Annotated in this window: 12 protein-coding genes and 1 pseudogene; 8 read left to right on the top strand and 5 right to left on the bottom strand. The window is 48.7% G+C overall.

What is annotated here, in order from left to right; genetic code table 11:
* Positions 1-202: 202 nt before the first annotated feature.
* A pseudogene (locus Q0231_RS12025) lies at positions 203-301 on the top strand (DUF1330 domain-containing protein); the annotation flags it as partial.
* Here the strand turns inward: Q0231_RS12025 and Q0231_RS12030 are convergent.
* Positions 292-507 (bottom strand): LysR family transcriptional regulator, encoded by a 216-nt coding sequence (locus tag Q0231_RS12030; protein WP_367274491.1) that lies wholly within the window; start codon positions 505-507, stop codon positions 292-294. The pseudogene Q0231_RS12025 and the gene Q0231_RS12030 sit on opposite strands and share 10 nt — an antisense overlap.
* A gap of 312 nt (positions 508-819) precedes the next feature.
* On the bottom strand, positions 820-1935 hold the full coding sequence (gene ald, locus Q0231_RS12035) for an alanine dehydrogenase (RefSeq protein WP_299347839.1): 1116 nt from the start codon (positions 1933-1935) through the stop codon (positions 820-822).
* A gap of 130 nt (positions 1936-2065) precedes the next feature.
* Between ald and Q0231_RS12040 the strand changes: the two genes are divergently transcribed.
* Positions 2066-2521: an Lrp/AsnC family transcriptional regulator gene (locus Q0231_RS12040; RefSeq protein ID WP_269393712.1), complete on the top strand. Its 456-nt coding sequence runs from the start codon at positions 2066-2068 to the stop codon at positions 2519-2521.
* Between the two features lie 88 nt (positions 2522-2609).
* Positions 2610-4265: an energy-dependent translational throttle protein EttA gene (ettA, locus tag Q0231_RS12045; RefSeq protein WP_269393713.1), complete on the top strand. Its 1656-nt coding sequence runs from the start codon at positions 2610-2612 to the stop codon at positions 4263-4265.
* 34 nt (positions 4266-4299) lie between these two features.
* Here the strand turns inward: ettA and Q0231_RS12050 are convergent, their stop codons facing one another.
* Positions 4300-4749 carry a host attachment protein gene (locus Q0231_RS12050; protein ID WP_299347840.1) on the bottom strand — a complete coding sequence of 150 codons (450 nt, stop codon included), beginning with the start codon at positions 4747-4749 and terminating at the stop codon, positions 4300-4302.
* 146 nt (positions 4750-4895) lie between these two features.
* On the opposite strand from Q0231_RS12050, the gene Q0231_RS12055 reads away from it, so the two are divergent.
* The 3 genes from Q0231_RS12055 to Q0231_RS12065 all read left to right on the top strand — a co-directional run bounded on the left by Q0231_RS12055 (position 4896) and on the right by Q0231_RS12065 (position 7295).
* Positions 4896-5699 (top strand): alpha/beta hydrolase, encoded by an 804-nt coding sequence (locus Q0231_RS12055; protein WP_269393715.1) that lies wholly within the window; start codon positions 4896-4898, stop codon positions 5697-5699.
* Between the two features lie 103 nt (positions 5700-5802).
* Positions 5803-6717: an EamA family transporter RarD gene (gene rarD, locus Q0231_RS12060; RefSeq protein WP_299347841.1), complete on the top strand. Its 915-nt coding sequence runs from the start codon at positions 5803-5805 to the stop codon at positions 6715-6717.
* Positions 6714-7295, top strand: a complete 582-nt coding sequence (locus Q0231_RS12065) for an MOSC domain-containing protein (RefSeq protein WP_299347842.1) — start codon at positions 6714-6716, stop codon at positions 7293-7295. Before rarD ends, Q0231_RS12065 begins: the two co-directional genes overlap by 4 nt.
* Here the strand turns inward: Q0231_RS12065 and Q0231_RS12070 are convergent.
* A complete protein-coding gene (locus Q0231_RS12070) occupies positions 7288-8208 on the bottom strand; it encodes a hydrogen peroxide-inducible genes activator (RefSeq protein WP_299347843.1) in 921 nt (306 codons plus the stop codon). The two genes, Q0231_RS12065 and Q0231_RS12070, sit on opposite strands and share 8 nt — an antisense overlap.
* A gap of 97 nt (positions 8209-8305) precedes the next feature.
* Between Q0231_RS12070 and Q0231_RS12075 the strand changes: the two genes are divergently transcribed.
* Positions 8306-9739 carry a catalase gene (locus Q0231_RS12075; RefSeq protein WP_269393719.1) on the top strand — a complete coding sequence of 478 codons (1434 nt, stop codon included), beginning with the start codon at positions 8306-8308 and terminating at the stop codon, positions 9737-9739.
* Between the two features lie 187 nt (positions 9740-9926).
* The gene (locus Q0231_RS12080) at positions 9927-11060 is read left to right on the top strand and encodes a DUF2336 domain-containing protein (protein WP_269393720.1); all 1134 of its coding nucleotides are present in this window, start codon (positions 9927-9929) and stop codon (positions 11058-11060) included.
* Positions 11061-11089: 29 nt separating this feature from the next.
* Here Q0231_RS12080 and Q0231_RS16745 read toward each other — a convergent pair whose 3' ends face one another.
* Entirely contained in the window at positions 11090-11236 is a 147-nt protein-coding gene (locus Q0231_RS16745; protein ID WP_367274492.1) for an ArsR/SmtB family transcription factor, read from the bottom strand.
* Positions 11237-11244 lie beyond the last annotated feature (8 nt).

Consider the following 11244-nt stretch of genomic DNA (forward strand, 5'->3'; position numbering starts at 1 on the left):
GCCACATCCGTCAGCTCTTCCATCACTTCCACGGACAGTGGGTTCATGTCATGATTACAATCAAACCTGACAACGGCAATTCTGTTTTTCTTTTCAACGTTCACATACTTGTAGGTCAAGTTTTTCCCCTTTATTATTTTATTTTTCAGAAAGGGTAGCAGCCCTTAGTTCCAAAAAGAAGGAAAGTTTCATGACCGCCTACATGCTTGCCCGTATCAATGTGACCGATCCAGCGCAGTACGAGAATTATAAAGCACTTGCCCCGATCGCGATTAATAAATATGGCGGGACCTATCTTACGCGCGGCGGGGCAATGGAAACGCTGGAAGGTAACGAGGAGACCTTACGGGTTGTTCTGTTCAAGAGGCGGACGTCCAAACGCTCTTCGAGCAAGCTAAGTGTGCGCGAAACAATTGCTTTTGAGCAACCAAGTTTGTCAGCTGCTGCTGTAATGCCACTGTTCTCTGCGACTGCGACGAAAGTCTGCATAGCATTGAGCATGTCCATCTTCTTACCCCTTCAAACAATCATCCGCAGTTTTCAACATTATCAACGATACATCGAACAATAGTCAATTCAGTAATTTCACCGATTCACTTCGAACTGAAGAATTTCTTAAATGATTGTAATCGGTTGTGCGAATTGCATTCGTTTGTTGTTAAACTGGAGTGGGTCTGTAACATTTTATATAAGTGGAATCCACTAGCCTAATTAACATTTGTGTCAAATTACAAAAACATACTCATAATAGTTATACGCAAAAAGCAGCGCACCGGATCACCGGCGCGCTGCTCTAATCATTTGTCAATTGGAAACGAACTAGTTCAAAAACGTGTCTGCGTTGACGTAGTCGTAACCCAAATCGTTGGCCACGGGCTCACAAGTGATTTTGCCTTCGCATACGTTGAGCCCGTTTTTAAGGTGGGCGTCATCTTTTAGCGCTTGCTTCCAGCCCTTGTTGGCAATCTTTACAGCGTGGTGCAGTGTGGCATTGTTTAGTGCGTATGTCGACGTTCTTGCAACGGCGCCAGGCATGTTTGCAACACAGTAATGCACAACCTCTTCAACAACATAAGTCGGGTCTGCGTGGGTTGTGGCTTTTGATGTTTCAAAGCAACCACCTTGGTCAATAGCGACGTCAACCAAAACAGCGCCTGGCTGCATGGTTTTCAGCATTTCGCGGTCGACAAGTTTTGGAGCCGCAGCGCCTGGAACCAAAACGGCACCAATCACCAAATCAGCTTGCGCAACCAAGTCGGCCAATGCCGCTTTTGTTGAGTAAACAACTTTTGCACTGGCTTCAAAGTGGTTTGAAAGCTTTTCTAGAGTCGCAGGGTTGCGATCAAGAATAGTGACATCTGCATGCATGCCAACGGCCATTTGTGCGGCGTTAAAGCCAACAACACCGCCACCAACAACAATGACTTTTGCAGGGGCAACACCTGGAACACCGCCCATTAGAACGCCACGTCCACCATGAGCTTTTTCAAGTGCAGTTGCGCCAGCTTGTACTGACATACGACCTGCGACCTGGCTCATTGGCTTCAGAAGCGGCAATCCACCTTGATTGTCTGTCACGGTTTCGTAGGCGATGCAAACAGCGCCACTTGCGACCAAATCTTTGGTTTGCTCTGGATCGGGTGCCAAGTGCAAATATGTGTATAGAATCTGGCCAGGTTTGAGCATTGCGCGCTCAACAGCTTGCGGCTCTTTAACTTTGACGATCATTTCGGCTTTGTCGAAAACCTCAGCAGCGGTCGGCAAAATCTTTGCGCCTGCAGCTTCGTAAACTTCGTCTGCAGCGCCAATGCCAGCACCGGCTTGGGTTTCAACAAACAACTCATGGCCATTTGCAACCAGTTCGGCCACGCTTTCAGGCGTTAGACCTACACGATATTCGTGGTTTTTAATCTCTTTTGGAACACCAACGCGCATTTTAGGACCTCCTCATGCGTTATTTGATCAAATTATTACACCATGCGCACTGGAGAAAATTGCAAATGTCAGCTAAATTGGTTCGATATTGGGATACTGTTCGATTAAATAGTGAAATGTTGGGATAAAAATGCTTGATCAGTTGGATAGGCGAATCTTGCGCGCGTTGCAAAAAGACTGTCGTACCCCCATGCAGGAGCTGGGCGATGAAGTTGGGTTGTCGTCTTCTGCATGTCATCGGCGTGTGAAGTTGCTGGAAGAACGTGGTCTAATCTCGGGCTACCACGCGCATCTCAACCCGGATCGCCTTGGTTTTGGGATGGCTTTTTATGTGGAAATCAGTCTGACAGATCAAAGCGAGGCGACGCTAAAAGAGTTTGAAGGCGCGGTGCGCTCTGCACCGGAAATTCTTGAATGTGCATTGGTGGCGGGGGCCGCAGATTATTTGCTGAGGCTTGTGTGTGAAGATGCAGAGGATTTTGAGCGCGTTCACCGGACGCGGCTTTCGCGTTTGCCGCACGTGACAAGAATCCAGTCAAATCTGGCCATTCGGATCGTAAAACCATTGAGTGGGCTGCCCGTGTAAAGAAATCTGGTGCTTGCCTTGCGCCAAACACCTAGGTACATGAAGGGCTAAATCTCTATCCCGCCTTTTGACATTTGAAGGATCCCAAATGGCTCGTCAATTTATTTATCACATGCATGGCATGTCCAAGACCTATTCTGGTGGCAAGAAAGTTTTGGATAATATCCATCTGAGCTTTTATCCAGACGCCAAGATTGGTGTTTTGGGGCCGAACGGCGCGGGTAAATCGACGCTGTTGAAAATCATGGCAGGCATCGACACAGAGTTTCAAGGTGAAGCTTGGGTGGCTGAAGGCGCGAAAGTTGGCTATTTGCCGCAGGAGCCAAAGTTGGATCCTAGTCTGGACGTCAAAGGCAACGTGATGCTTGGCGTTAAAGAAAAGCAGGCCATTCTTGATCGCTACAATGAATTGATGATGAACTACTCCGATGAGACAGCGGATGAGGGAGCAGCTCTTCAAGATCAAATCGATGCGGAAAACCTTTGGGATCTCGACAGCAAAGTTGAAATGGCAATGGAAGCGCTGCGTTGCCCTCCGGGGGACGCATCGGTGGAGAATTTGTCTGGTGGTGAAGCGCGCCGCGTTGCGCTTTGTCAATTGTTGTTGGCTGCGCCTGATTTGTTGTTGCTCGATGAACCAACCAACCATTTGGATGCGGAAACAACTTCTTGGTTGGAAAAGCACCTACGAGAATATACTGGCTCTGTTTTGATTATTACCCACGATCGGTATTTCTTGGACAATGTGACTGGCTGGATTTTGGAACTCGACCGTGGTCGGGGTATTCCTTACGAAGGAAACTACTCTGCTTACCTTGGCCAGAAGGCGAAGCGCTTTGCACAAGAAGGGCGCGAAGATGCTGCGCGTGAACGCGTATTGGCCCGCGAGCAAGAGTGGATCGCGGCTTCACCAAAAGCACGCCAAGCTAAGTCCAAAGCACGTGTTAAAGCTTATGACGAGTTGGTAAAAGCGAACGAAGCGCGTACGCAGTCGAATTCAGCGCAGATTATTATTCCGCCGGGCGAGCGTCTCGGTGATTTGGTGATCGACGTCGAAGGCTTGAACAAAGGCTTTGGTGACCGTTTGTTGATTGAAGATTTGAACTTCAAACTCCCTGCTGGTGGGATCGTGGGGATTATTGGACCCAACGGTGCGGGTAAATCGACGTTGTTCAAAATGCTCACAGGTCAAGAACAACCAGATAGCGGCACCATCAAAATTGGCGACACTGTAAAGCTTGGCTATGTGGATCAAAGCCGGGACGCACTTGATGCCAATAAAAGCGTTTGGGAAGAAATCTCTGAAGGCAACGACATCATCACGTTGGGCAAGCGTGAAATGAACAGCCGCGCTTATACATCAGCGTTTAACTTTAAAGGTGGCGACCAACAGCAAAAGGTTGGTTCACTTTCTGGTGGTCAACGCAATCGTGTTCACCTCGCAAAGATGCTTAAGTCTGGTTCGAACGTTCTTTTGCTCGATGAGCCAACTAACGATTTGGACACAGAAACACTTTCAGCTTTGGAAGAAGCATTGGAAGAGTTTGCGGGTTGCGCTGTCGTGATTTCTCACGATCGGATGTTCCTTGACCGTTTGGCAACGCACATTTTGGCATTTGAAGGCGACAGCCACGTAGAGTGGTTTGAAGGCAACTTTGCTGAGTATGAAGCCGACAAGATCCGTCGCCTAGGTGCGGATTCAGTCAATCCAAAACGCGTGACCTATAAGCCGCTCACGCGATAGTTTGCGCTCGAAAGATATGATCTGTGCAATCAGATTAGACGACAAGTAAATCGTCCAAATGTTTGCCGATTTTTGAAGGTGGGATGTGAGTGAGGTCTTTGGCCAGCTCGTGTTCCACCTTTTTCTTTACGCCATCACTTAGCGCATTGCGGATATCCCCCAACATCGATGGGGCGGCAATTATGATCAGGTTCTCAAATTCTTTGTTTGTTGCGTCCACGTCCAAACGTCCGGCCAATTCGGTTGCAAAATCCTTTTGTGCTTTGGCTGTTGGGTCGGTTTTTGGTTCCATTGCGCTGCTGCCGTCGCCGTGGGAGGCGAACGAGCGCCCCGCCGCGTCGCTTTGGATGTCTTGAGCCCGCAAATAGTCCCGTTCGATCATTTTGTCTTCGATTTCGGCTAGGCCCTTGCCTACACCCAGATGATCAAAGAACCTTGCCATTGTGCTGCTGGCCACGAGGATGCGTCTTGAAACTGATTTCATGGGAACTTCCTTTCTATGGGCTAAGTGTAGATTGAAAAGCCGCGGACTTAATTGACTTGTCTCAAATGTTGGCGCCACCACAATGTACTGATGTCGAGTTGATGCGACTCTGCTAACATGGCGATAGTTGGTTGAAGGAAAGTCACATGGCAACATTTGAAATTGACGTTGAAGGCGGCACGCTTTTTGGTATTGAGCAAGGCAATGGTTTGCCGGTGGTGTTTTTGCACGCGGGAGTTTGCGATCACCGCATGTGGTTGTCTCAAATAGAAGATTTAGACGAAAATATTCATGCGATCGCTTATGATCGGCGTGGGTTTGGTCAGACCGTTTCGGAAAATGTCGAGTTCGATGAACTTGAAGACCTGTCGGCGGTTCTTGATCATTTCGATATTCGTGCGGCCGTTCTTGTGGGGTGTTCGATGGGCGGCGGACTAGCGATTGATTATGCCATTGCAAACCCAGACAGGGTTGCAGGTATGGTGCTGGTTGGTAGCGCACTTACTGGCGCACCCGATTTTGAGTTGCCAGAAGAGTTAAATCCCGTGCTTCAAGCTGAAGAACTCGCCAGAGAGAGCGGCGATTTGGACATGCTCAATAAAGTGCAGGCGCATGAATGGTTAGATGGCCCTGCGCAGCAAAGCGGTCGTGTGGGCGGCGCAACACGTGCGCTGTTTTTGGATATGAACAATATCGCGTTGCATAAGCCTGCGCTCGATCACGAAATTGTCCCGCCATCAGCCATCGAAAAGCTATCGAAGGTCAGCCAACCAGCTTTGTTGATATGTGGTGATTATGATTTTCCCGATATTGTTGAAAACCATCGAATTCTTGAAGAAGAATTGGTGAATTCGGTTTCAATCATTATTGAAGGCACCGCGCATTTGCCAAATATGGAACGGCCCGATTTGTTCAATCCGTTTTTGTCTGAGTTTTTGAGTTCCTATTGATCTGTTTATCAATTCTGGTGATCTCTTGCATCTCCATGATTTGTTGGTGCGGATTGATGTTTGCTGATATTGTTTCGGTCCAACCAATTTATAAGAGTTCACCATGACCAACGACAATGCAGCGCGCGAGGCAAAACTCGGCGGAATTAGCGCCATCTCTGCCTATGTGCTTTGGGGCGTATTTCCGCTCTATTTCAAATTGGTGGGCGACATAAATGTCTACACAATTATTGCTCACCGCGTGGTCTGGTCTGCGCTTTTTGTGGCGCTGTTTTTGTTGGCGGTTAATCGGATAAAGGAAATTCTGCCGGTTTTCTCATCCAAAAAATCAATGGGATGGCTGGTGCTTTCAACACTGACCATTACGATCAATTGGACGATTTTCGTTTGGGCGATCGACAATAATCAGGTGTTGGCAGTTAGTTTTGGCTATTTCATCAACCCACTGGTAAATGTACTGCTCGGCATGGTGTTACTTGGCGAACGCCAGAACAAGTTGCAAGCATTGGCAATCGGCATCGCGTTGGTTGCTGTGGCCATTCAAGCATTTGGACTTGGCGGGTTACCTTGGATTTCACTGGCGCTTGCCTTCAGCTTTGCTTTTTATGGTTACTTCAGAAAAACTGTTGCGGTGGGGGCTGCGCCTGGATTGCTGATCGAAACTATGCTGTTGGTGCCATTTGCCATTGGCTTTTTGTTCTGGTTCGGCCCGTTGAACCCCTTGCCCTCAAATGGGGGAACGCTGCCGCTTTGGGCGCTTTTGATGCTTTGTGGTCCGGTAACCGCGGTCCCATTGATATTGTTCGCCATTGGGGCGCGACGGTTGCGGCTGACCACCATTGGTATATTTCAATATATCGCGCCTTCTATACAATTTGTATTGGCCGTTTGGTTGCTAGGTGAAGAATTGAGCCAGACAAGGCTAATCAGTTTCATATTAATTTGGGTTTCGTTGGTTGTATTTACCTACGACTCGATTTCTAAGAATGCGCAGGCAAAAAGAGAGAAGCTCGCATGACGAACAGCATCGGTGCACAAAAACTCACAGGTAAGCTCAACCAATTATTCATAGCGGATGGCGACGGATTTGTTTCACGTCCCGTTGATGAGATCGAACTAGATTTTGACGGTATTGTTGGCGATTACCACCATGGTTCCACGCGAAAATCGGGCGGGCGCGAGCCCTGGTACGATCGCGGGACAGTGATGCGAAATGAGCGACATGTTTCAATTCTTTCTCAAGAGGAATTGGCTCAAATTGCTGCTGACCTGAAACTAGATGTGTTGGATGCTGGCCGAATAGGTGCAAACTTTGTTACCAGCGGCATTCCCGACCTTTCGCGTATTCCGCCCCGCACACAGTTCTTTTTCCCTTCAGGTGCGGTCATTAGAATTGATGGATACAATGCGCCCTGCAAAATATCCGGGAAGAGCTTACAAAATGCGCATGGTGATCGTGAAGACATAGAGTTTGGCTTTGTGAAAGCTGCCAAGTCTAGTCGCGGGGTTGTGGGCTGGGTCGAACGTCCGGGGATTATCAAGATCGATGACGAGATAAAAGTGCGAATTTGGCCGCAGGAACTTTACGTCATTTGATGAGAAGTCCGGCGTCTTCCGCCAAAAGCTGTTTGCCAACATTTGTTGTAACGGCTGCAATTTGATTGAATAAGTCTTGTAATGGCGAGGACTTTCGCCAGATCATTGAAACTGTGCGTCCCGCGCCGGGTTGTTTCAGACTTAGGGTCTTTACTCTGCCGCCTATGGCTTCACGCTTTAGGCTGATTGCGGGCAATAATGTCATACCCTGTTCGTTCGCCACCAACTCGACAATTGTTGAAAGCGATGTGGCGGCAAAGGTTTTGTGTTTTAGGTCGTTGCCCAATTGGCAGGCATCCATAGTTTGGTCACGCAGACAGTGACCATCAGAAAGCAACAGCATATGCTCTCTGTCCAACACGGCTAGGTCGATAGGGCTGGTCAGAGATGTTTTTGGTGCGACTGCCAGCACAAATGGGTCGGCAAATAAGGGCAACGAGAACAGACGGTCGTCACCCGGATCTGTGGCCAAAATGCCAAAATCGCAATCACCTTTTTTGACCGCATCAACCAGTTGTTCTGTCGTCTGCTCGCTGACCGAGAACTGGACGGGCGCGAATTTCGAAGAGAGACCGGGCAGCAAACTGGGCAACAAATAGGGGGCAATTGTTGGGATCAAGGCCATCGATAGACGCATAGGCATTTGGTGTTGTTTTTTCGTAAAGCGCTCTTCAAGTGCTTTGGATTGGCCAACGATGGTTTTAACTTCATCAAGGAAAGGCTTTCCTTGTGGGGTTGGAATAACGCTTTTGCCCATACGTTCGAAGATTGCAAACCCCAACTGATCTTCCAGCAGCGTTATTTGCTGGGAAAGGGCTGGTTGCGTGACAAAACTAGAAAGCGCTGCGCGGCCAAAGTGTTTGTGCTGTTCAACGGCGAGCGCATAGCGCATTTGCTTTAGTGAGATGCTCATGATTAGTTTTTCTAATCGATGATTTAAGTTTAATCAATTGGACTACTGCTTTTTTCAGTCGTAGGCTGCTTCCATATTTAAAGGAAGGGACAAGACCATGAGTAATCCTCCAAGACTGACAACAACAGCAGGCGCGCCGATTTCTGATAATCAGAATTCCCAAACAGCTGGAGAACGCGGCCCTGTTTTAATGCAGGACTATCAGTTGATTGAAAAGCTCGCACACCAAAACCGTGAGCGCATTCCAGAGCGTGTTGTGCATGCAAAGGGTTGGGGTGCATTTGGTACGCTGACGGTGACGGAAGATATTTCGAAGTATACACGTGCCGCAGCCCTTCAAAAGGGCAAGAAAACGGACATGCTTGCGCGCTTTTCCACCGTCGCTGGTGAATTAGGTGCCGCAGACGCAGAGCGTGACGTGCGTGGTTTTGCGCTAAAGTTTTATACCGAAGAAGGCAATTGGGATTTGGTTGGCAACAACACGCCAGTGTTCTTTGTGCGTGATCCGCTCAAGTTCCCAGATTTCATCCATACGCAAAAACGTCACCCAAAAACCAATATGCGCTCGCCCACGGCAATGTGGGACTTTTGGTCTTTGTCGCCTGAAAGTCTGCACCAGGTGACTATTTTGATGTCAGATCGTGGGCTGCCAACGGCGCCCATGTTCATGAATGGCTATGGTTCGCACACTTATTCAATGTGGAACAATGATGGCGAGCGTGTCTGGGTGAAATTTCACTTTAAAACCAAACAAGGTCACAAGCATTTCACCAATGCAGAAGCCTCAAAAGTGATCGGTGAAAGCCGGGAGACCTATCAAGAAGAGCTATTTGGCACTATTGATCGGGGCGAGTTCCCGAAATGGCGCGTATGCATTCAGGTGATGAGCGAGGCACAAGCCAAAGGTACACCATTTAACCCATTCGATCTTACAAAGGTCTGGCCGCATGGCGATTATCCGTTGATCGATGTTGGGGAAATGGAACTTAACCGCAACGCGGAAAACTATTTTGCTGAGATTGAGCAAGCCGCATTTTCGCCATCCAACGTGGTGCCAGGGATTGGCTATTCGCCAGATAAAATGCTGCAAGCTCGAGTGTTTTCATATGCGGATGCGCATCGTTATCGGTTGGGCACACACTATGAAGCGCTACCGGTCAATCAGCCAAAATGCCCGGTTCATCATTATCATAAAGACGGTTCAATGAACTTTGTCGGTCAGAAAACGGGCAATGTGGATGCCTATTATGAGCCAAATAGTTTTGGCGGGGCGCATGAAGACCCCAATGTTGCCGAACCGCCTTTGCCAATTGAGGGAACCGCAGATCGGCACAATCACCGCCTTGGTAATGATGATTTTTCACAACCGCGTGCGCTGTTTAACCTGTTCGATGATGGAGAAAAGCAGCGACTATTTCAAAATGTTGCTGCAGCCATGCAGGGTGTGCCTGAAGCTATTGTTGAGAGACAGCTGGCGTTGTTTGAGCAAGTGCATCCAGATTACGCCGCCGGGGTCCGCAAAGCACTCTAGATAATTGTGATCTTGTGATTTGATTTGGGGGCGAGCGATTGCCCCCAAATTTGTGATTAAGAAAGATCTAACAATCCAACTACCAATTAACGCAGTTTTGAATTGAATCCGATCTTAAACTTTCAGCTGGCTCGCATACTTGTTCGGCATACTCAGCGCCAATTAGCAGGTTATTGGAGGTGTAGTTGTGGAAAGTGTTTCGGGAAAAGGGTCGGCGTTTTCAAGTTTTAACGCGCTGAACAATGATCCAGATAGCGCGGAGTGCGCAGAACTTATGCGCAACATGGCGAAACTGTTTCGTCATGTGGTGGACCGTTGCGACGATGAACAAATTGAAAAATATGATGAAGTCCTGTGCCAGCTTGCCGAGTTAGTTGAAGCGGAAGCGCGAGCAGATGTTGCTCAACTTCTCGCTCCGCTTAGTCGAGCGCCGGGCAGTGTTGTGATTAAACTTGCACATGATGAGATTGAAGTGGCGGCTCCATTGTTGGAGTTTTCTTCTGTTTTATCGGACGATGACTTGATTGAGATTGTGCGGGAGCTTTCCAATGACCACCGATTTGCAATAGCAGGGCGTAGCCCTGTCACTGATCGAGTTGGGTCTGAGATTGTCAAACGAGCTGATACACGCACCGTGTTGCGCTTGGTTGGCAACAAAGACGCGCAAATCGGCGATGAAACCGGAACTGGGCTGTTGGCACGTGCGGTGAATGACAAGAGCATTGCGGCAAGCATTGGCGGGCGCAAGGATGTGGATTGGCGTCAAATTCACGCCAAGCTTTCAGAGGCGGGCAAACGCGCGCTGAAGAGCCTTGCTGAGGCCAAAGTGCCAGTTGATGAAGATAGTCTTGCTGAAGCACAATCCGTGGTTCTCAATCGCGCCCGAAACGAAGCCGGCTTTAATGCAACGGAATGGAAAGTTGCATGGGGGCAGGTCAAGGCAATGGCAGATCGCCGTCAGTTTAATCTGAGTGCGCTTGAGCGGTTTTGCCGCTTTGGTTATGGCCACCATGTGGCCAGTGCGTTGGCAATCTTGTTGCGGATCAAGCCAGAGGTCTTGGTGAAGTGGCTCGCTACGCAAGACACTGGCGCCCTGATTGTTGCGGTGCGGGCAATGAACTTCAAACCCGAACTGTTTCAGCGCGTTTTCTCTTCCTTGCCTTGGCGCGAAAAAATCTTGCCTGAAGATGCCGGCTTGGCGGTCAAGAAATATGATTCACTATCGCAAAAGGATGCGCACGACATTTTTGAAATGTGGCGGTCCCATTCGTTCGCAAAAAAGGGTAGCCCAGAGCGCCAGCAAACTGTCAACGTCGCTTAGGTGAAATGGCTGGCTAGATGAACTCTAGCCTAGCCGTTGACTTCCAACCAATTTGAAACTTGCGATAGCGCGTCTTTGTTCAGCGAACAGATGCGCCATTGCCTGTCTATGCGTCTTTCAATCAGTCCTGCTGATTCTAGGACGCGCAGATGTCTCGAAATTGCTGGAGCAGTGATAGCATATG

The organism is uncultured Maritalea sp., assembly GCF_937139385.1.
Taxonomy (GTDB): Bacteria; Pseudomonadota; Alphaproteobacteria; order Rhizobiales; family Devosiaceae; genus Maritalea; species Maritalea porphyrae_A.